A 20045-nucleotide genomic window follows, 5' to 3' on the forward strand; every position below is an offset into this window, starting at 1 on the left:
GCAGCGGCGGATGTCGGCGGCCGGGGGGCCGCCGTCAGAGGTAGCTCAGGACCGGCGATGTCGAGGCCCGCTTCAGGCGCACCATGGCGCGGCACGCCAGCCAGAGGGGAACGCTCACGGCGGCCGCGACGAGCCAGAGCGCGAGGGGCGAGCCGGCCTCCACCCGTCCCGACGCCCCGGCGAGGCCCAGCGCCACCGCGCCGTCGTAGAGGACGCGCAGCAGCGCGAGGTGGAGCAGGTAGAAGAACAGCGGCGCGCCGCCGAAGACGCGCAGGCCGCCGAGGAGCCGCTGCGGCATCACCTCGAACAGCGCCAGCAGGCCGAGACCGAGGCCGAGGGTCAGCAGCAGGAAGTCGGCCGAGGGCGGGTACTTGGTCAGGTTGACGAAGGACAGCACCGTGGCGAGCGGCGTGGCCCCCGCCTGCCACGGCACCGGCTCGCCGTAGCCGTTGAGCCCGCGCAGGACGAGGAAGCCGACCAGGGCGGCCGCCCCCAGCCCGAGGAGCCCCGCGCGTCGGCGCGCGGCGTCGACACCGCCGGCGAAGAGCGGCCCCAGGGCGTAGCCGGCCGCGATCACGCCGATCCAGGGCAGGAGCGGGTACGAGGTCCGCGCCAGCCCGCCCCAGGGCAGCGCGATCATCCCGCGCTGGTGCAGGATCGACCAGAGCACGTAGCCGGGCTCGTCCGCCCGGATCGCGACCCCGTCCAGCAGGTTGTGGCCGAGCATGAGCGCCAGGGCCCCGGCCATGAGGGCGGCCCGCGGCAGCCAGAGCAGGCCGGCCAGCGCCACCATGCAGAGACCGATCACCCAGATCACCTGCAGGTACAGGATCGGCGGCCGGACGCTGCCGGCCCAGGCGAAGTTGACGAGCGTCACTTCCAGCAGGATCAGCAGCAGACCGCGCTTGAGCAGGAAGGCGGCGGTCGCCCGCGCGCCGTGCCTCTGCCCGTAGAGGCACGCCGAGAGGCCGGTGAGCAGGACGAAGACCGGCGCGCAGAGGTGCGAGGCAGCCCGTGTCAGGACCAGGTCGGGCGGCGTCGCGGCGAGGTCCATCGGGTCGCGGACCTGCGCGTGAAGGTAGAAGAACTCCCGCACGTGGTCGACGAGCATCAGCAGCATCACCAGCCCGCGCAGGGCGTCGATGGAGCCGACGCGCCGCGATGCCGCCGGACCGCCGGGCGCGGCGGCGGGCGCCCAGGACGATGCGACCATCAGGAGCGCGCCACCGTGCCGAGGGTGCCCCGCGGGGGAGCGCCGATGTCGGCTCGGACACCGCCGGCGATCGCGCGGAATGCCGGCGACCATCGAGCGGCGCGGTCCTGGCGGCGGCTCGCACGGGCACCGGCCTGCGCGCGGAGGGCCTGCGGATCGGTGATCAGGACGTTCTCCTGCGCGAGGGGCCGTGGCGCGTCGGTCGCGCCGCGGCGGGTGACGGGGTCGAGCGCGATTTCGGTCTCGTACCCGAACCCGGCCTCGGGGCGAAGGGCCGGCTGTCCCCGTCGATGCCGGTGCCGGACCGGAAGGAAGCCGCCTCGCCGTGTCGGGGGCACGACGGCCAGCCGGCCCGGATCACGGCACCGGCCGCTCGCGGGCGTACCGGACCGGCGGCCGGCCGACGTGCCGGGCGAAGGCGACGCTGAACGTGCTCGCCGAGCTGTAGCCCACCCGCGCGGCCACCTCGGCCATCCCGACCGCCTCGCGGCTCAGCAGATCCTTCGCCAGCGCCATCCGCCACGCCAGCAGGTACTCCATCGGGGCGACCCCGACCGCGCGGCGGAACCGCTCGAAGAACGTGGACCGGGAGAGGCCCGCCTCGCGCGCGAGCGCGGCCACCGTCCAGCTCGCCGTCGGCCGGTCGTGCATCCGCCGCAGCGCGGCGGCGAGCCGGTCGTCGGCGAGGCCGCGCAGCAGTCCCGAGGGCGCCGCCGGCCCGGCGGTGGCGCGGAGCGCCTCGATCAGCACGACCTCCAGCAGGCGCGCCAGGACCACGTCGCGGCCCGGCCGGTCGGCGCGGGTCTCCTCGTTCACGAGGCCGAGCAGAGTGGTCAGCCGGGCGGCGCCGCGCACATGGACATACCGGGGCAGCAGCGAGACGAGCAGATCCGCGTCGCTCGACGCGAAGACGCAGTGGCCCACGAGCATCCGGACATTCGGCGGCCCCTCGGCGTCGCCGAGCCGGAACACGCCGGGGCTCACAGCGACGGGACGCTGCGCTGCGCGCCGCGGGGGCGGCGGCTCGAGGCTGGTGGTGGTGAACGCGTGGGCCGCGGGGATGAGGACGAAGTCGCCCTCTCCGAGCACGATCCCGGCCTCGCCGTCGATCGCGAGGCGGCACCCGCCCTCGAGCACGGCGGCGTAGAACGGAAGCCCGGAATCCGTGCGCCGCACCGCCCAGTGACCGCAGCCGGTGACGAGCTTGGACAGCGGGGCGCTCGGCCGGAGGAGGCCGACCACCTGGGTGAGCGGATCGGGCATTCTCGGACGCTCGCCAATGCGAAACGGACTTGCGCACGTATCAGGTCCGGCCCGCGCTCCCTATCACCCCGTTGCCGCTTCTGCACGGGAGTTCCCATGAACACGATCCTGATCACCGGCTGCTCGTCCGGCTTCGGCCTGGAGACGGCCCGCACCTTCCTCGAACGGGGCTGGCGCGTGGTCGCCACGATGCGCGGGCCGCGGAGCGACCTGCTCGCGCCCTCCGATCGTCTGAGCATCCTGCCGCTCGACGTGACCGACCACGACAGCATCGACCGCGCGGTCGCGGCGGCCGGACCGGTCGACGCGCTGGTCAACAACGCCGGCGTCGGGCTCCTGAACGCGCTGGAGGGCGTCTCGATGGACGCCGCGCGGGAGGTGTTCGAGACCAACACCCTCGGCACCATCGCGATGACCCGAGCGGTGCTGCCGCAGTTCCGGGCGCGCCGCGCGGGCGTCGTCGTCAACGTGACGTCGAGCGTGACGCAGCGCCCGCTGCACCTGCTGTCCGTCTACACGGCGAGCAAGGCGGCGGTGAACGCCTTCACCGAGTCCCTGGCGCTGGAACTCGAACCGTTCGGCATCCGCGCCCGGCTGGTCATTCCCGGACGGTCCCCGGAGACCGCGTTCGGCGCCAACGCGCGCGCCCGCATGGGCATGGACATCCCCGAAGCCTACGCGGCGGTGGCCGCGAAGGTCTTCGCCGGCATCCAGCAGGCGGACGGGGACCTGACCCGGTCCTCGGACGTGGCGGAGGCGGTGTGGCGCGCGGCGACCGACCCATCGTGCCCCATGCGTCTGCCCGCCGGTGCCGACGCGGTGGCGTGGGCCAAGGCGAGCTGAGGGCGGGCTGAGGGCGAGCTGAGAGCTGGCTGAGGGCGGCGGCGAACCGCGCAGGCCCCGGCCCGGAGGTCCGGGATCCCGACGCGGGAGCCCGGGCTCAGGACGGATCCGCGAGCGCGCCGGCCTTCCGGCGCGGATCCAGGGCCCGATGCAGGATGCGGCCGAGCTGCTCGGCCGAGTACGGCTTGTGGAGCAGCGTGAAGTCGTGGGCGTCCGACTGCGCGAGAACGTGGCTGTAACCCGATGTCAGCACCACGGGTACCTGCGGCGCGCGCCGCCGGAGCTCCTGCGCGAGCGCGACGCCGCCCATGCCCGGCATCACCACGTCCGAGAAGACCAGGTCGAAGCGGTTCTCCGCCCGGCCGAGCTCCTCCAGCGCCTCCTCGGCGTTGGCCGCCCAGGTCGGCCGGTAGCCCAGATCCTCCAGGATCTGCGTCGCGAACTGCCCGACGCCGACATTGTCCTCCACGACTAGGACACGCTGCCCGCTCCCGAGCGGCGCGAGGTCGGCATCTTGCAGGCGGTCATCGGCCGGCCGCTCCTCGGACGCCACCTCCGGCAGGTAGAGGGTGAACGCGGTGCCCGCAGCGAGGGTGCTGCGCACGTCGACGTCGCCGCCCGACTGCTTGGCGAAGCCGAACACCTGGGACAGGCCGAGGCCGGTCCCCTTGCCGACCTCCTTGGTGGTGAAGAACGGCTCGAAGATCCGGCCGATCCGCTCGGGCGGGATGCCCGTGCCGGTGTCGATCAGCGACACGGCCGCGAAGGGCTTCCGGGACCCGGCATGGCCGCGGATGGCCGGCAGGGCCGCGCCGCAGGTCACGCGCAGGGTCAGCGTGCCTTCCCCGTCCATGGCGTCGCGGGCGTTGACCGCCATGTTGACGAGCGCGGTCTCGAACTGGCTCACATCCGCCCGGATCAGACAGGTCGCCTCCGGCACCTCGGTCACGACGTGCACCCGCGCGCCTGTCAGGGTGTCGAGCATGTCGGCGATCGCCCGCACCCTCTGGCCGACCTCGAACACCTCGGGCTTGAGGGCCTGCCGGCGGGCGAAGGCCAGCAGCTGGCCGGTGAGCTTCGCGGCCCGCTCCACGGTCTCGGAGACCGCGTCGAGGTAGCGGCGCTTGCGGACCTCCGGCAAATCGGGCCGGCGCAGGAAGTCGACGGACGAGCGGATGATGGTCAGCAGGTTGTTGAAGTCGTGCGCGACGCCGCCGGTGAGCTGGCCCACCGCCTCCAGCTTCTGCGACTGGCGCAGCGCCTCCTGCGCCTGGGCCAGCTCGGCCTGGCCGCGCAGCCGCTCGGTGACGTCCATGACGAACTGGTAGCAGCCCGTGCGCTCGCCCCGCGCGTCGCGCAGGGTGCGGAAGCTGATCTCGTAGTAGGGGCGCGCCCGCTCCGCGTCGCCGAACTCCTCGACCAGGGTGATCTCCTCGCCGGCGAGCCCGCGCCCCCACCCCGCCCGCACCTGCGCCTGATGCTCGGGCTGGTCGGCCAGCAGGTCGAGCATGTTGTCGCCCACCTTCGGCCTCACGCCGTAGATGCGCGCGAACTCGTCCGCATTCGCCTTGTTGATCGCCAGGATGTTGTAGTCGAGATCGGCCGCCATCACCATGATGTCGGTTCTCTCGACGATCGTGGCGAAGAGATTGCGCTCCGCGGTGCGCTCGGAGACCTGCAGCTCCAGCGTCTCGTTCAGGTCCTGGAGGCGGCGCTCGCTCTCGGCAAGCCGCGTCTCGGCCTCCTTGCGCCGGCTGAGATCGGCCGTGACGATCAGCAGGCTCTTGAGTCTGCCGTCCGCGTCGTCGAGGCGCCGGATGCTGCTGCTGGCCCAGATCGCGCTGCCGTCGGGGCGGAGATAGCGCTTGTCGAGGGTGACGTCGCGGTCGGTCTCGAGGGCCCGCGCCAGCGCGGCCGCGCTCGGCGCCCGGTCCGCGGGATCGGTCACGTCGGCGACGCCGAGCCGCAGCAGCGCCTCGGCCGGGCGCCCGAGGATCCGGCACAGCTCGGTGTTGACCCGCAGGAAGCGCCCCGCGGCATCCACCTCGGACAGGCCGACCGAGGCGCCGGCGAAGATCGCCGCCAAGTGCTCCTCGCTCTTGCGCAGGGCCGCCTCCGCGCGGGCGCGCTCGATCGCCGCCTTGACGCGCTCGCCGACGTCGCGGATCAGGTTCCCCTCGGCGGTGGTCCAAGCGCGCGGCACCGCGCTCTGCACCGCGAGCAGGCTCACCCACTCCGCGCCGCGGAACAGCACGACGTCGACGAAGGCCGCGACCTCGCGGGATCCGAGGCCGGCGCGCGCCGCCTCGCTGAAGCGGGGATCGGCGGCCACGTCCTCGACCGCGACCACCGTCCCGTCGCGGTAGGCGGCCAGCAGGTCGGGGCCGAACGCCGCCAGGGAATGCTCCCCGACGATCGAGCCGACGCCCCGGACGTATTCCCGCTCGACCTTCATCAGGCTGCCGGCGATCTCGGCGTAGAAGACGCGGCTCGCGCCGACGCGCTCGCCGAGGCGCCGCGAGGCCACCGCGACGATCTCCGCCGACGCGGTCAGCGGACGGAGCGTGTCGCTGAGATCGAGCAGGAAGGATTGCCGCTCCTCGTTGTCCCGGCGCGACGCCTCCGTCTCGCGCGGACGGCTGGCGGCGGCCGCCTGACCGGCGATCGCCGTGCAGGTCCCGACGAGGCCGGTGACGCGCCCCGCCGTGTCCCGGACCGGCACCAGGGAGAGCGCGAAGCGCGCCGCGTCGGCACCGCCGTCGCCGTGGAGGAGGGGCTCGCCCTCCGCCGTGTGGACCGGCCGGCCAGCATAGGCCCTGTCCACGAGGGACGCGAGATCGGCACCGACCCCGCCCCAGACCGCGAGACAGTCCCGGCCGAGGGCCGCGGGATGCCGGTTGCCGAGGATCTCCGCGTAGAGATCGTTGTACAGGAGCCGCCGCTCGGGGCCCCAGAGGATGAACGTCGGCCGGTTCGCGCCGAACATGACCCCGACGAGGGTCGTCAGCGATTCGGGCCAGGCGAACAGCGCGCCGAGGGGCGTGCTGTCCCAGTCGTGCGCGCGCAGGAGCACGGCCATCGCGCCGCCGTCGGCGAGGAAGGCCGGGTCGCAGATCGGGGCGTCAGATCTCCCGTGCATGGCGTCCTGACGCGGCTTCGACGGGCATCGGGGTTCCTCGCGCGACGGGGTCTCGGCGAGACTCGACCCGGCCCGTTCGATCGTCGAGGCGGCATCGCGCATCTGGCCGCCCGTCATGCCAGACCGGTCCCACGTGACGCCGAGCTTGTCAAAGCCGGGATAGCACCCGCGTGGCCGGATCGCAGGATCCTGATGCCGCCGGTGCCCTCAGGAGACGGCGGCCGGGCGACGCGCCGGGTCGGCGGAGGCGAGATGGCGCCGCAGGGTCACCGCCAGGGCGTTCGAGCGCCACGGCCGCCGGACGATGTCGGCGACGGGAACCGCCGCGAGGCGCTCCGGCTGCACCGCGTCGGTCGCCGACAGCGAGAGCACGATCGGCCGCCCGGAGATCCGCGCGGCGCGGTGCGCGAAGGCGAGGCCAGAGAGATCGGCGAGACGGTTGTCGACGATCAGCAGATCGAACCGTCCCGGCTCCCGCCGCAGGACGGCCAGGGCCGCCTCGGGATCCGCGTAGCCGACCGGCTCGTAGCCCAGCGCCGCCAGCGTCTCCTCGTCGTCCTGGACCGACCGGCGCGTGCGCCCGACCAGCATCACGGTCCCGCCGGCCGCCGCGCCGTCCGCGGCCTGCGGGATCACGGGCAGCCACACCGCGAAGGTGCTGCCGCTGCCCGGCGCGCTGCGCACGTCGAAGGCGCCGTCGTGCTCCTGAACGAACTCGAAGGCGGTGGCGAGCCCGAGGCCGGTCCCGGCCGGTCGGGTGGTGAAGAACGGCTCGAAGATCCGCGCGAGCGTGGCCTCGTCCATGCCGCGGCCGGTGTCGGACACGCGGATCCGGACGTAGGCGCCGGGCCGCAGGGTGCCGTGGGTCAGGGCGCTCGACCGCGGCAGGGCGACGTGGTCGAGCTGCACGTCGACGGCCGCGCCCGGCGCGGAGGCTTGGACGGCGTTGCGGATCAGGTTGTGGACGACCTGCTGCAGCTGTGCCGGCTCGCCGCCGACGCGGGCGCCCGCCGCGGTGCCCGAGAGCGCGATCGTGGCGGGTCCGGCCGTGGAGGCCCGGATCTGCGCCACGGTCTCGTGGACCACCGCGTCCGCCGCGCTGGTGCACTGCGCGGAGCGCGCGGGGCGGCCGAAATCGAGGATCTGGCCGGCGATCTCGCGCGCGCGGCCGCCGGCCTGGACCAGCAGCCCGATATGCTCGGCCGCCCGCCCCGGATGGGCCGGCAGGGCGTCCCCGGCGATCTCGGCGTGGCCCAGCATGACGTTGAGGACGTTGTTGATGTTGTGGGCGACCCCGCTGGCGAAGGTCCCGATGGCCTCGAGCCGCTGGGCGCGGCGCAGCGCCGCCTCGATCTCCCGGCGCTCGGCCCAGACGTGCTGTCGCTCCAGGGCGGCCGCGAAGCTGTCGGCGACGACCTGCAGCAGGCCGCGCGAGTGCCGCAGCCAGGGCGGCAGGCCGGAGGTGGTGCGCTCGAAGCAGAGCAGGCCGACGATCCGATCGCCCCGGCGCAGCCGCGCGCAGGCCCACGAGACGACGCCGCGCTCGGCCAGGGAGCGGCGCAGGGCCGGCGGCCCGGTCTCGTCCGCCACCTCGACGAAGATGAGGTCGCTGGCGGCGGCCGCGACGTCGTGAACGAGGGTCTGCTGCGCCGCCGGCCAGCCGCTCGGCGGCGCGAGGCCGGGCCGGTTCCAGAGATGCACCGCGCCGGTGCCGTCGAGCATGAGAACGTAGCCGTGATCCGTGTCGAGCCCTTCGCCCACCATGGCGAGGACGTCCACGATGCGCGTGTCGGTCTCGTCGGGCTGGATCGCCAGGAAGCGGTTGGCCGCCTGCGCCACGACGGTCTGGAAATCCACGGTCCGGCGCAGGATCCGGGTCCCGGCACGCATCAGCACCCCCACGCGGACCACGAGGGCGAGCAGCGCGAGGGCGACGGCGTAGAGCGCGAGGCGGAATCCGTCCGCCCGGGCCTGGCGCCGGTCGCGGAGGCTTCGCCGGGATTCCAGGAGCGCTTCGCGGGCCGCCTCGCTCGACGAGGCCGGCAGCGAGCGCGTGACCGCGTCGACGTGCGGCAGCAATTCCAAGAGCTGGCGCCCGTGCAGGACGATGGCGTCGACGTCGCCGGCCCGGGCGGCCGCCCCGTCGGCTTCGTGCAACGTCTCGAGACGGGTGCGGATGTCGGCGAGGCGCGCGGGCGTCGAGTCGCGCACGAGTTCCGAGATGCGGATCTGGAGCGCGGCCACCGCGCGCGCGAGGCCGGGGGCGATGTCCGACTCGGACAGCCGGTCGCTGAGCGAGTCGAAATAGGCGATCGAGTTCTGCACCAGGGCGTTGCCGGTCTTGAACCGTTCGACCATCGCGGCCTCCCGATCCACCGCTTCGGCCAGCGCCCGGACGTCGGGATCCCCGGCATTGCTCGCCTGCAGGTCGGCCCCGGCCTTCTGCATCTCGCGCAGGTGCGCGACGATCGGGTCGTAGTTGCGCAGCAGGCCGGTCCGGGCCCGCAGCACGTCGTGCTGCATGCGCGACTCGGCCAGAGCCAGGGCATCGACCGTCCGCTGGGTCGCCAGGTAGGCGGCCTCCATCCCGCCGTTGCCGTTGATCAGCAGCCACGTCAGCAGCGCCGCGAGCAGCGCGCCGAGCGTGACGGCCTGCAGGGTCAGTCTCATAGCTGCGGCTTGCCGTCCTGAGAGGCTGCGCCGGGCGCTGGCGGCGCTGTCAGGGGCCGGCCCTCGTAGGTGCCGGTCAGGGTCCCGAGGAAGGCGACGATCCCGTCGATCTGCGCGGGGGTGAGTTCCCGGCCGAGCTGCGCCCGCGCCATGAGCCGCACCGCCTCGGGGAGCGTGGCGATCCCGCCGTCGTCGAAGTAGGGCGCCGTGACCGCGACGTTGCGCAGGCTGGGTACCCGCAGCACCTCGGCCACCTTGTTGGGGATCGTGACGAAGATGCCGACCTTCTCGAACAGGTTGCCGCCGACATTGACGCCCTGGTGGCAGGACGCGCAGCCGATCCGGCGGAACAGGTCGTAGCCCGCCTGCTCCGCGCCGGTGATGGCGTGGGCGTCGCCGCGCAGCCAGCGGTCGAAGCGGCTGTCGGGTGTGAGGAGCGTGCGCTCGAAGCTGTTGATCGCGTCGATCACCGTCTCCCGGTCGGCCGCGCGCCCGTAGGCGGCCTGGAACATCGGGGCGAGCACCGGGTCGCCGCGCACCGTGTCGAGGATCCGGGGCCAGGAACCGCCCAGGAACTCGGGCCGCGTCAGGGCGAGCTCGGCCTGCTCGCGCAGGCTCGGGATGTCGCCGGCCCAGCCCAGCCGGAAGCTGAGCGCCGCGTTGAAGGCCGTCGGCGTGTTGCGCGGAACCGGCGTTCCGTCGGCGGTCAGGTTCCGGGGTATCGCGCTCGCGCCGCTGGTGCGGATGTCGTGGCAGGTGATGCAGGCCCGGTCGCCCCCGCGTGACAGCCGCGTGTCGTTGAAGAGCAGGCGGCCGATCGTGGCCCGGGCCGGGTCCGCCTCCAGGGTGTCCGGCACCGGGGTGATCACCCCCAGCGCGTCCGCCGCCTCGGCGGAGAGCGCGGTGTCGACCGGCCTGTCGTGGCCGGCTGGCCTCTCGTGGGCGGCCGCGGCGAGGAGCGCCGCGGCGCTGCCGAGGAGCGCCGCGACCGCGACGCGCCATCGGCCGGCCCGGAACCGGGTCACGGCTACAGCTTCTCGACGGTCGCGGCGAGGACGTAGCCGACGCCGCGCTCGGTGACGATCAGGCGCGGCGCGCTCGGATCCACCTCCAGCTTGCGGCGCAGCCGCAGGATCTGGACGTCGATGCTGCGATCGAACACGTCCTCGTGGACGCGCGTGGCCTGCAGGAGCTGCTCGCGGCTGAGCGGGCGCTGGGGCGCGTCGAGGAAGGCCACCAGCAGGGCGTACTCGCCCTTGCTGAGCGCGACATCCGCGCCTTCGGGATTGGTGAGGCGCCGGCGACGCCGGTCGAGCACCCAGCCTTCGAAGCGGCTGCGGTGGGACTCCTGGACCCGCGCCGGGGCGGGCGCCACCTCGGCCCGGCGCAGGATGACCCTGACCCGCGCGAGCAGCTCGCGCAGCCCGTATGGCTTCACGAGGTAATCGTCGGCGCCGAGCTCGAGGCCGATCACCCGGTCGATCTCGTCCCGGCGATGGCCGGTGGTGATGATCACCGGCAGGTCGCTCCGGGCCCGCAGGTCGCGCAGCAGGTCGAGCCCGTTCTCCGAGCCCAGCCGCAGGTCCAGCACGACGAGGTCGAATTCGGCCTCCGCGAGCCGCTTCTCCGCCTCCACCCGGTCGGTCGCCGCCGTCACGGCGACGTCGTGGTCGGCGAAGTGGTCCGAGACGATGCGCTGCATACCCGCGTCGTCCTCGACGAGGAGGATGCGGGTCGTGCCGGCGCGCGCGCTCCGACCCTGACTCCGGTCCAGACTGGATTCGATCATGGCCACCTCCGGTTCGCGGCGGCCCGCCGCGACGGCACGATCTCGACGCGCCGGTTCGGGGAGCGGGAGGAGCGTCCGGTTGGGCTGATAGCGCCACCCGGATGTCCTTCGCGTCCGTCGCCGGCCCGCCCCGGCGGCCAATCTGGGCGCGTCCGGTCATCGGGCCTTACACGGCTGAGTTGATATCACGCCCCCTAAAAGATTGCGCGCTTCATATTGTGCGTGACAGCACAGCGCGAGCATTCGTCCCGGCACGTACCGTATCGAACAAACGAAAACGCCACCGTTACGGCTGTAACCGAGATCATCTTGTTGAGACACCGGGATGTAACCCGCGGAAACCAGGATCGTGCTCTCACAATAGAGAGGTGATCATGACTGACGCCGCGATCCCGGATATCGGTCCGCACCTTCACCGAATTCTCTGCAAGTCCGAGCCCGACTGTCGGAAGCCCGCCGCTGGTCTTCCCGGGCCGTCGGGACGCCCGGCGCGGGAGCGCGGCGGCCCGGCTTCGTCCCCGATCGCCGCGCCGCGACCGGCGCTCGCCCGCCACGGACGATGGCTGCTCGACGCGCTGGTGGTCAGCTTCGCATTCGGCGGGTGCATTCACAGTATCCACCCGGACTACGTCGATTTCCTGCGCGATATCAGCAGCAGAAATCGGCACCGAACCTGACGCTCCTGCCGTCGAGAGCTCCACGTCGTCTTTCAGATCGCTCCAGGGAGGTCAGCCGATTCGCGGCCTCCGCGCGCCTCCGCGCGCGATCATCTCGGGACATTCAGATCATGTCGCTCAACGTCCTCTGCATCTCGTGGGGCACCACCGGCAATCTCAGCCCCGTGCTCACGGCGGCCCGGCAGCTGCGCCGGGCGGGGCACCGCCCGCGCGTCATGGCCGACCCGGCGATGTGCGGGGAGGTCGAGGCGGCGGGCTTCCCGTTCGTCGGCTGGCGCCGCGCCCCGACCGGCCTCGACGCCGACCCGGCCGATTTCTCGGATCTCGCGGATTGGCTGCGGCAGACGATGTTCTCCCCGGCCGGCGCCTACGCGGCCGACACGCTCGACGAGATCCGCCGCCTCCCGACCGATGCCGTCCTGAGTCTCGACCTCCTGCCCGGCTGCGCCCTGGCGGCCGAGGCGGCCGACCTGCCGCACGCGGTCCTGTCGCCGCATATCAGCATCCGCCCGCTCCCCGGCATTCCGCCCGCCGCGAGCGGCCTGACGCCGCCGCGGACCGAGGCGGAGCGGGACGCGGTGGACGCGGCGACGGCCGCCATCGTGTCGGCGATGGAGCGGGGCCGGCCGGCGCTCAACGCCGCGCGGCGCGCCTTCGGGCTGCCGCCGGTCGCCAGCGCCTTCGCCCATTTCGATCAAGCCGACCGCGTCCTGCTGGCCGTCAGCCGGGCCTTCGACTTCGACACGCAGGCGCTGCCCGCCAATTACCGCTACATCGGCCCGCTGCTCGACGAGCCGAGCTGGTCCCGCGGGACGGGGCACGCGTGGTCCGGTACGGGACGGCGGCGGATCCTCGTCGCCGGCAGCACCGGCGCCCAGAACCAGACCGACCTGCAGCGGCGCGTCGCGCGCGCCGTCGGCGCGGTCGAGGCCGAGACCATCGTGACGACCGGCCCGAATGTCGGGCCCGCGGACCTGGCCGCCCCCGCCGCCGTCCGGGTCGTGGCGGCCGCCTCCCACGACGCCCTCATGGCGCAGGCCGACCTGGTGGTGTGCCAGGGCGGTCACGGCACGGTCAGCCGCGCCCTGCTGCACGGCGTGCCGCTGCTGGTGATCCCCCTGGCCCGCGACCAGGCCGACAACGCCGCCCGCGTCGCCCTGCGCGGCGCCGGCCTGCGCCTGCCCGCCGACGCGGGCGAGGCCGAGATCGCCGCGGCGGCGCGCCGGCTCCTGGCGGAGCCGGGCTTCCGCAGGGCCGCCGCAGTTCTCGGGGCGGCCGTGCGGGCGGATCTCGACGCGGGCGGCCTCGTCCGCGAGATCGACGCGATGGTGGCGGCGCGCCGGGCCTCCGCGGACCGGGGCGGCGCCCGGGGCGGAGACCGGCTTTGGGCCTGATCCGCGCGCCCGCGCTGGCGCGGCCCCGCATCCGCCCCGGCTCGGCCGCCTTCTCGGCGCTCCTCGGGCTGCTGGCGGCGCTCCCGACCTTCGGGATCGACATGATCCTGCCGAGCCTGTCGGACACGGCGACCGCGCTGCACGTCCCGGCCACCGCGATGGGCGCGGCCATGGGCATCTACCTGCTCGGTTTCGGCGGCGCGCTGCTGGTCTACGGCCCGGTCTCGGACCGGCTGGGCCGCAAGCCGGCCATCGTCTGCGGCTGCCTCCTCCTCGTCGTGGGCAGCCTCGGCTGCGGCGCGGCGCGGACGCTGCCGGACTTCCTGCTGTTCCGGATCCTCCAGGGGATCGGCGCGGCGGGCCCCGGCATGGCGGTCCTCGCGATGGTGCGCGACCTGTTCGAGGGCGAGGCCGCGCGCGCCCGGGTGTCCTTCGTCGTCCTCACCATCAACGTGGTGCCGATGATGGCCCCGACCATCGGTGCCGGGCTGATGGATCTCGGCGGCTGGCGCCTGATCCACGCCGCGCCGGTCGCCGCCGCCCTGGCGGCCCTGGTGGCGATCCGGCACATCGACGAGCCCCTGCAGCGGGCCGCGGGCCCCGGGCCGGCCTCGGGGATCCTGCGCGGCTACGGGCGGATCCTGGCGAGCCGGGTCTTCCTCGGCCACGCCCTGTGCAACGCCGCGGCGGCCGGGGCGGTCTTCGCCTACATCACCGGCTCGGCGCTGGTGTTCATCGACGCCCTCGGGCTCAGTCCGCTGGCCTACGGCCTGGTCTTCGGGGCGAGTTCCCTGTCGGTGATGGTCGGCGCCTTCCTGAACGGGCGGCTCTCGGCCCGGGGCGTCCCCCCGCCGCGGGTGATCGCCGCCGGCCTCGTTCTGGCGACCGGCGCGGCTTCCCTGCTCCTCGTCGCGGCGCTCGCCCGACCGCCCGCGGCCGCGCCGGTGGTCGCCGCGATGGTCGGCGTGGCCCTGGCCTTCGGCCTCGTCTCGCCCAACGCCGTGCACGGTGCGACGGAGCGCGACCCGGCGGCCGCGGGCGCGGCCAGCGCCGTCGCGGTCTTCCTGCAGATGCTCGCGGCGGCCGTCGCCAGCGACCTCGTCGCCCGGTTCTTCGACGGCCGGTCCGCCCTGTCGATGGCCGCCGTGATGCTCGGCTGCAGCCTCGCGGCCGCCGCCGCCCACGCGGGTCTCGCCCGGCCGGCGCCCCGCGCCCCCTCCCGACCCTACGGAGAACCCGCATGCTCTTCGATCCGCCCCCCTGGCAGCCCCTCCACCTGACGCGCGACGGCGGCCGGCTCGCCCATATCGAGGCCGGGCCGCTCACCCCCGAGGGGCAGCCGCTGCTGCTCATCAACGGCTGGACCGGGGACCACGGCATCTTCACGCCGCAGATCCGGCACTTCTCGCGGACGCGCCGCGTCGTGGCGGTCGACCTGCGCGGTCACGGCGCCAGCGACGCGCCGGAGCGCGACTACACGGTCGCGGGCTTCGCCGAGGACGTCGCGTGGCAGAGCCGGACGCTGGGCCTCGTGAAGCCGATCGTGATCGGCCACAGCTTCGGCGGCGCGGTGGCGCTGGAGCTGTGCGGCCGCCATCCCGACCTCGCCGCCGGCCTCGTCATGATCGACTCGATCGTCCTGCCGTCTGCGGACGCGGCGGGCGGCGCCGCGATCGAGGGGCTGCTGGCGGGCGTCGGCGGCCCGGATTACCGGTCCGTCGTGCGGGAGATGGCCTGGGCGATCGGCGGCGCCTACGACCACCCGGCCCGGCGGAAGGCGATCTTCGAGACCTTCATCCTCGGCCCCTGCCAGCGGACACCGCAGCACGTGGCCCACGCGGCGCTGCGCGACATGGTGCTGGCCCACGATCCCGTCCCGGCCGCGCGCGCCTGCCGGGTCCCGATGGCCTACATCTCGGCGGACGTGCCGCTCGTGGCGGCGGCCCGCGACCTCGACCGGCTGCGGGAGCTCTGCCCGCAGCTCGTCACCGCCCAGACGCTGCTGGCGGGCCACTTCAACACGATCGAAGTGGCCGAGCAGGTCAACGCGATGATCGAGCGCTTCCTGGCGGTCGGCCTGCGGCCGCGCGCGCGGTAGCGGGACGCCGCGGGACCAACGCCCATCAGGCGGGCCGGGACCCTCCGCGGAGGCCGTCCCGCGACCCGTCGCGCGGGGCGCGTCAGGACGCCGGGCCGGCCTCCGTCCGGTCGCCCAGGAGGCGCCGCGCCGACGAGATGACCTGGAGCGTCTGGGAGCTCAGCTGCTCCTGGCGCGCCCGCTGCTCGTACTGTCTCAGGCGGACGATCAGGCCGTCCTCGTCCGGGATCCCGTGGTCCATACCGCCGATCACGAAGTCCGTGATCGTCCGTCGGAGCAGCGTCTCGAAGACGTCGTCCGTATTCGCCAGCCCTGCAACCATGAGGACTTCTCCTTCTGCGAAGCGGCGCCTTTTTCGAAGGGTCAAGTTACGGCATGATTTCGGAACATCTCACACACCATCCGCGCGGCGACCGGCGTGCTCTTCCGCACAAGGCGGCCGCGGCGGCGACCGGGCCGCCGGCGCGCCGCATGTTATGGCTGTAATGTTCGACCCAGCTCCCGCAATCATCCTGTAGTCCGGGCTTCCGAGAGTTCTCGCGCAACACAGCAGCGAGAATCCACAGATGAATGCGACCGAAGATCTGACGCGACAGGCAGGCCCGCCCGAAGCCCCGACCCGCGTCCCGACCGGCGTCCCGACGCTCACGGTGGCGGAGTTGGAGGCCGACCCGCACGGTGTCTACCGCGCCTGGCGGCCGCGGCTGCCCTTCGTCGGCCACGAGGTCGCGGGCGTCCTCGTCCTCCGCGCCCGCGACGTCGACCTGCTGATGCGCGACCCCCGCGCCCAAGCCACGGAGACGCTCTATCCGGAGTCGCGCGCGATCCCCGAGGGGGCGCTGTTCGACATCTTCGCGCACGGCATGCTCACGGCCAACGGCGCGGTCCACCGCCGGCGCCGCTCGCCCTTCACCCGCACCTTCGCGGCGCGCCTGATCGAGGGCCTTCGGCCCCGGATTCGCGTCGCCGCTGAGGGCCTCGTCCGCGACTGGCTGGGGGACGGGGAGGTCGACCTCGTCGCGCGCTACACCGCGCAGATCCCGGCCCAGGTCATCGCCGACATCCTCGGCCTGCCGCGCGACGACATCCCGCGGTTCACGCACCTCGCCTACGAGGTCTCCCGGGTGCTGAGCTTCACCTTCGGACCGGAGGACATCCCCGATCTGGAGGCGGCGGCGGTCGCGCTGCAGGACTACGTGGCCGGGATCCTCGCCGCGCGCCGGTCGGCGCCCCGCGCCGATTTCCTGTCGCGCTTCCTCGCGGAGACCGAGGCGGCCGGCGAGCTCACGCAGCAGGAGGTGGTGATCCAGCTCGTGCAGATGATCATCGGCGGCACCGACACGACCCGGGTCGCCGGCGCCATGCAGGTGGCGCTGCTGCTGCAGCATCCCGAGCAGTGGGCGGCGGTCAGCCGCGATCCCGACCTGATCCCGGCCGCGGTGGCGGAGTCGCTCCGCTACGAGCCGAGCGCCGGCTCCGCCGGCCGGGTCGCCCGGGAGGACATTCCCCTCGACGGGCACGTCGTGCCGGCCGGAAGCCTGATGCTGCTCTCGACGCTGTCGGCGATGCGGGACGAGACGGTCTACGCGCGTCCCGACACGTTCGACATCCGGCGCACCGACCTCCCGCGCCTCCACCCGGTCTTCGGCGGCGGCGCGCACCGGTGCATCGGCGAGGCCCTGGCGCGGGTCGAGCTGGAGGAGGGACTGGGCGCCGTGCTGCGCCTCGCCCCGCGCCTGCGCCTGACCGGCGCGATGCCGGTCCTCCGCGGCCACAGCGGCATCCGCCGCATCGACGCGCTGCGGGTCGCCGCCTAGCGCCGTTCCCGACCGGATGGGGACGGCGGCGCTCGCCGAGCCCTTCGCCGCGCGTAGCGAGGTCCCTCTCCCGCACGGGAGGGGGACCAGGGCGCGGCTGCCTCGACAGGATCGCCGCCCCTCCGGACCGCTGCGACCCTGTCGCGCCGTCTCCCGCGCGTCCGACGCGCGCCCGTTGCAGCCGTAGCCGCTTCGGCCCCGCGCCGCAGCGACGCCGTAACGGACCGCCCCCAGCCTCGCTCCCGGACGCCCCGGCGAACGCGCCGCGATCGCGGCGCCCTCACGCCCCCCACGGAAAGGACAAGCGATGAAGGTCCTCCTCTGCTCGACGCCCGCCACGGGCCATCTCAATCCCCTCCTCGCCATCGCCCACATGCTGATCGCGGACGGCCACGAGGTCATGGTCCTCTCGGGCTCGGCCTTCCGCGACCGCATCGTGGCGGCCGGCGCCCGCTTCATGGCGCTGCCGGGCGCGGCGGATTTCGACGGCCGCGACCTCCGCGCGGTCGTGCCCGAACTTGCCGAGATCGCGCCGGGACCGGACTGGCTGCGCGTCGCCATGGAGCGCGTGTTCGTCGACCGCATCCCCGACCAGGCGCGCGGCCTGCGCGCGGCGCTCCGGGCCTTCCCGGCCTCGCTGGTGATCGGCGACGACATGTTCTTCGGCGCCCTGCCGCTGCTGCTGGGGCCGCGCGCGGAGCGCCCCGCCATCGTCCTGTGCGGCACGTCGATCCTGCACTGCGCGCGGCCCGACCGGGCTCCGGCCTTCCTGGGCCTCCCGCCGGCCGAGACGCCCGAGCAGGAGGCCGCCTACGGCCGCATCGCAGAGGCCTACGAGGCGGCGGTCGACCGGCCGGTCGGGCTGAGCCTCGCCGCCAAGCTGGCGGAACTCGGCCGGGCCGCCCCGCCCTGGCCGCTGTTCGACGCGGTGGTCCGGCTCGCCGACACCTACCTGCAGCTGACCGTCCCTAGTTTCGAGTACCCGTTCCCGCTGCCGCCGACGGTGCGCTTCATCGGGGCGCTGCCGATCGTCCCGGGGCAGGCGGCGCTCCCGCCCTGGGCGGGCGACCTCGACGGCGCGCGCAAGGTCGTGCTGGTCACGCAGGGCACGGTCGCGAACCACGATTTCGGCCTGCTCGTCGGCCCCGCCCTCCGGGCGCTGGCCGATGAGACCGACATCCTGACCGTGGTGACGGGCGGCGGCCGGGGGCTCGACGCGATCCCCGGCCCGATCCCGGCCAACGCGCGGCTCTCGCCCTACCTGCCCTTCGAGTGGCTGCTGCCCCGGGTCGACGCCATGGTGACCAACGGCGGCTACGGGAGCGTGAACCAGGCCCTGAGCCACGGGATCCCCCTCGTCGCCGCCGGCCTCACCGAGGACAAGGCCGACGTGAACGCCCGCATCGCGTGGTCGGGGGCCGGGATCGACCTCGCCGCGAATGACCCGACGCCGGAGGCGATCCGGAAGGCGGTGCGGACCGTGCTCGACGCGCCCGGCCATCGCCGGGAGGCGCGGCGCCTCGCCGCCGAGTTCGCCGCCTACGACGCCAAGGCCGAGATCCTGCGGCTCCTGTCCAGCCACGGCGACCGCGCGCGCAGCGCCGCCTGAGCGTCCGCCGCACCCGGCGTGGGACCGTCCCGGGACTGTCCCGGCGGGGACGGCCCCCGCATCCGCGCCCATCACGGCACCCGGTCTGGCGGACCGGGTGCCGTTCGCGTGTCGGGGCGACCATTGGGGCGACTGTCGGGGCGACGAGCCCGGACCCGGGTCACGACCGTCCCGGCAACGATCCCGCGCCCGCCCGTCGTTCGCGCCGCGTGTCTGCTGTCATTGTTTTCCGATCCGCCGAAATCGCGGTGAAAGATCGGATTTTTACTTCGGACGCTCCACCACGAGGAGCACGAGATCATGATCTCACACCGCACACGGGCCGCCGCAGCCACCGCGCTCGGGACGATGCTGACAGTCCTGGCGGCCCCGACCGCCGCGCCGGCGCAGCCGGTCCCGCGCTTCGCGCAGCCCGACGTCCCGAGCGTCGCGGCGATCGCCCGGGCACGCCCGTTCCGGACGGATCTAGACCTCCGCTCCCCCGCCGTGGAGCGGGAGCATTCCCGGGCGCAGCGCATCATCGCCCGCGTCTGCTCGCGCTGCTGATGCCCGCGATGGCGCTGCGGGAGCCCCGCGCGGACACGGCGGACGCCTGTTCCGGGCTCGCTGGCGGTGTCGGGCGACGGGCGCGGGCCGTTCCCCTCCGCCGACACCTCGCCGTCGCGGCGGCGGGGCGCGGCCGGCTCCTCGCCGCGGCGCCGCTGCCGCTGCTCCTGGCGCTCGCGGCCACGACGACGCCCGAGCCCGTCACGGTCGGGCTCGGCGGGCTCGCCCTGGCATGGCTCTCGCTGCGGGTGCACCGCCTGCGCGGCGCCGCGTGCGCCGCGACGCGGCAGCGGAACAACCTCGCGCGCCTGACCGCGCCGACGGTCGCCCGATGGGTCGCCGAGACGGATCGCGCCGCCCGGCGCCCCGGCTGGGAGCAGGAGGCGACGGTGCTCTTCGCCGACATCCGCGGCTTCACCCGCCTCTGCGAGGGCATGGCGCCCGGCGAGGTCGCGGCGTTCCTCGCCGCGTTCCGGTCCCGTGCCGCGCGGGCGATCGAGGCGGCGGGCGGCTTCGTCGACAAGTTCGTCGGCGACGAGGTGATGGCGGTGTTCGGCGTGCCGGACGCAGCGCCCGGGGATGCCGGTCGCGCCGTCGCGGCGGCCCGCGCGCTCGCGGCCGCGATGGCGACCTGGAGCCGGGAGCGCGGACAGGCCGGCCTGCCACCGGTGCGGGTCGGCATCGGGCTGCATCGCGGCCCGGTCTTCATCGGCGTCATCGGGGCGGAGCGGGTCGAGTTCACGGCAGTCGGCGACACCGTCAACGTGGCCCGTCGGCTGGAACAGATGACCCGCGCGCTGCCCTGCGACTGCCTCGCCTCCGAGGCGGTCGTCCGGGCGGCGCCGTCCGGCGGGGCGCGGATCGTGGCTGTCGGGCCCGTGCGCGGCGGCCGCACCGTCCTGCGCCTGTTCACCCTCCGGCTCGATCCGGCCGGGACGCGTGCGGACTGAACCGACGCCTCCTGAAGACCCGGCGGGGTAGGGGGCG

Annotated in this window: 16 protein-coding genes; 9 read left to right on the top strand and 7 right to left on the bottom strand. The window is 74.2% G+C overall.

All coding sequences use genetic code 11. From position 1 onward, the window contains the following. Positions 1-34 precede the first annotated feature (34 nt). The gene (locus tag LXM90_RS12975; protein WP_020092183.1) at positions 35-1213 is read right to left on the bottom strand and encodes a DUF1624 domain-containing protein; all 1179 of its coding nucleotides are present in this window, start codon (positions 1211-1213) and stop codon (positions 35-37) included. Between the two features lie 357 nt (positions 1214-1570). Continuing rightward, positions 1571-2476, bottom strand: coding sequence for an AraC family transcriptional regulator (locus LXM90_RS12980; protein WP_020092185.1), 906 nt, complete (start codon positions 2474-2476; stop codon positions 1571-1573). Positions 2477-2572: 96 nt separating this feature from the next. Here LXM90_RS12980 and LXM90_RS12985 point away from each other — a divergent pair, with 96 nt between their 5' ends. Continuing rightward, positions 2573-3319, top strand: a complete 747-nt coding sequence (locus tag LXM90_RS12985; RefSeq protein ID WP_020092186.1) for an SDR family oxidoreductase — start codon at positions 2573-2575, stop codon at positions 3317-3319. Positions 3320-3416: 97 nt separating this feature from the next. Here LXM90_RS12985 and LXM90_RS12990 read toward each other — a convergent pair whose 3' ends face one another. The 4 genes from LXM90_RS12990 to LXM90_RS13005 all read right to left on the bottom strand — a co-directional run bounded on the left by LXM90_RS12990 (position 3417) and on the right by LXM90_RS13005 (position 10917). Continuing rightward, the gene (locus LXM90_RS12990; RefSeq protein ID WP_234082868.1) at positions 3417-6458 is read right to left on the bottom strand and encodes a PAS domain-containing protein; all 3042 of its coding nucleotides are present in this window, start codon (positions 6456-6458) and stop codon (positions 3417-3419) included. A gap of 207 nt (positions 6459-6665) precedes the next feature. After that, complete coding sequence (locus tag LXM90_RS12995; RefSeq protein ID WP_020092188.1) at positions 6666-9128, bottom strand: two-component system VirA-like sensor kinase; 2463 nt, start codon at positions 9126-9128, stop codon at positions 6666-6668. Beyond that, positions 9125-10153, bottom strand: coding sequence for a cytochrome-c peroxidase (locus LXM90_RS13000; RefSeq protein WP_020092189.1), 1029 nt, complete (start codon positions 10151-10153; stop codon positions 9125-9127). Before LXM90_RS13000 ends, LXM90_RS12995 begins: the two co-directional genes overlap by 4 nt. 2 nt (positions 10154-10155) lie before the next feature. Beyond that, complete coding sequence (locus LXM90_RS13005) at positions 10156-10917, bottom strand: response regulator (protein ID WP_020092190.1); 762 nt, start codon at positions 10915-10917, stop codon at positions 10156-10158. A 374-nt stretch (positions 10918-11291) separates the two neighbouring features. Here LXM90_RS13005 and LXM90_RS13010 point away from each other — a divergent pair, with 374 nt between their 5' ends. From LXM90_RS13010 to LXM90_RS13025, 4 genes are all read left to right on the top strand, one after another. Then, entirely contained in the window at positions 11292-11594 is a 303-nt protein-coding gene (locus tag LXM90_RS13010; protein WP_146073993.1) for a hypothetical protein, read from the top strand. Between the two features lie 110 nt (positions 11595-11704). Beyond that, positions 11705-12988: a glycosyltransferase gene (locus LXM90_RS13015; protein WP_020092191.1), complete on the top strand. Its 1284-nt coding sequence runs from the start codon at positions 11705-11707 to the stop codon at positions 12986-12988. Beyond that, positions 12979-14268: a Bcr/CflA family efflux MFS transporter gene (locus LXM90_RS13020; protein ID WP_234082869.1), complete on the top strand. Its 1290-nt coding sequence runs from the start codon at positions 12979-12981 to the stop codon at positions 14266-14268. Before LXM90_RS13015 ends, LXM90_RS13020 begins: the two co-directional genes overlap by 10 nt. Beyond that, the gene (locus LXM90_RS13025; protein ID WP_020092193.1) at positions 14229-15086 is read left to right on the top strand and encodes an alpha/beta fold hydrolase; all 858 of its coding nucleotides are present in this window, start codon (positions 14229-14231) and stop codon (positions 15084-15086) included. Before LXM90_RS13020 ends, LXM90_RS13025 begins: the two co-directional genes overlap by 40 nt. 82 nt (positions 15087-15168) lie before the next feature. Here LXM90_RS13025 and LXM90_RS13030 read toward each other — a convergent pair whose 3' ends face one another. After that, positions 15169-15408 carry a hypothetical protein gene (locus tag LXM90_RS13030; protein WP_020092194.1) on the bottom strand — a complete coding sequence of 80 codons (240 nt, stop codon included), beginning with the start codon at positions 15406-15408 and terminating at the stop codon, positions 15169-15171. A gap of 244 nt (positions 15409-15652) precedes the next feature. Between LXM90_RS13030 and LXM90_RS13035 the strand changes: the two genes are divergently transcribed. The 4 genes from LXM90_RS13035 (at position 15653) to LXM90_RS13050 (ending at position 20008) form a co-directional block, all read left to right on the top strand. Then, positions 15653-16903 (top strand): cytochrome P450, encoded by a 1251-nt coding sequence (locus LXM90_RS13035; protein ID WP_020092195.1) that lies wholly within the window; start codon positions 15653-15655, stop codon positions 16901-16903. A gap of 307 nt (positions 16904-17210) precedes the next feature. Continuing rightward, the gene (locus LXM90_RS13040; RefSeq protein ID WP_020092196.1) at positions 17211-18512 is read left to right on the top strand and encodes a glycosyltransferase; all 1302 of its coding nucleotides are present in this window, start codon (positions 17211-17213) and stop codon (positions 18510-18512) included. Positions 18513-18812: 300 nt separating this feature from the next. Continuing rightward, a complete protein-coding gene (locus LXM90_RS13045; RefSeq protein WP_020092197.1) occupies positions 18813-19058 on the top strand; it encodes a hypothetical protein in 246 nt (81 codons plus the stop codon). A gap of 8 nt (positions 19059-19066) precedes the next feature. Then, a complete protein-coding gene (locus LXM90_RS13050) occupies positions 19067-20008 on the top strand; it encodes an adenylate/guanylate cyclase domain-containing protein (protein WP_020092198.1) in 942 nt (313 codons plus the stop codon). Positions 20009-20045: the final 37 nt, after the last annotated feature.

This window comes from Methylobacterium oryzae, from assembly GCF_021398735.1.
In the GTDB taxonomy this organism is placed as follows: domain Bacteria; phylum Pseudomonadota; class Alphaproteobacteria; order Rhizobiales; family Beijerinckiaceae; genus Methylobacterium.

Bases quoted from the DNA above. Each gene is read 5' to 3' on its own strand.
- LXM90_RS12990 (WP_234082868.1), bottom strand. From the start codon at position 6,458: ATGCACGGGAGATCTGACGCCCCGATCTGCGACCCGGCCTTCCTCGCC.
- LXM90_RS13025 (WP_020092193.1), top strand. From the start codon at position 14,229: ATGCTCTTCGATCCGCCCCCCTGGCAGCCCCTCCACCTGACGCGCGAC.
- LXM90_RS12980 (WP_020092185.1), bottom strand. From the start codon at position 2,476: ATGCCCGATCCGCTCACCCAGGTGGTCGGCCTCCTCCGGCCGAGCGCC.
- LXM90_RS13035 (WP_020092195.1), top strand. From the start codon at position 15,653: ATGAATGCGACCGAAGATCTGACGCGACAGGCAGGCCCGCCCGAAGCC.
- LXM90_RS13045 (WP_020092197.1), top strand. From the start codon at position 18,813: ATGATCTCACACCGCACACGGGCCGCCGCAGCCACCGCGCTCGGGACG.
- LXM90_RS12995 (WP_020092188.1), bottom strand. From the start codon at position 9,128: ATGAGACTGACCCTGCAGGCCGTCACGCTCGGCGCGCTGCTCGCGGCG.
- LXM90_RS13005 (WP_020092190.1), bottom strand. From the start codon at position 10,917: ATGATCGAATCCAGTCTGGACCGGAGTCAGGGTCGGAGCGCGCGCGCC.
- LXM90_RS13015 (WP_020092191.1), top strand. From the start codon at position 11,705: ATGTCGCTCAACGTCCTCTGCATCTCGTGGGGCACCACCGGCAATCTC.
- LXM90_RS13030 (WP_020092194.1), bottom strand. From the start codon at position 15,408: ATGGTTGCAGGGCTGGCGAATACGGACGACGTCTTCGAGACGCTGCTC.
- LXM90_RS12985 (WP_020092186.1), top strand. From the start codon at position 2,573: ATGAACACGATCCTGATCACCGGCTGCTCGTCCGGCTTCGGCCTGGAG.
- LXM90_RS13040 (WP_020092196.1), top strand. From the start codon at position 17,211: ATGAAGGTCCTCCTCTGCTCGACGCCCGCCACGGGCCATCTCAATCCC.
- LXM90_RS12975 (WP_020092183.1), bottom strand. From the start codon at position 1,213: ATGGTCGCATCGTCCTGGGCGCCCGCCGCCGCGCCCGGCGGTCCGGCG.
- LXM90_RS13050 (WP_020092198.1), top strand. From the start codon at position 19,067: ATGGCGCTGCGGGAGCCCCGCGCGGACACGGCGGACGCCTGTTCCGGG.
- LXM90_RS13010 (WP_146073993.1), top strand. From the start codon at position 11,292: ATGACTGACGCCGCGATCCCGGATATCGGTCCGCACCTTCACCGAATT.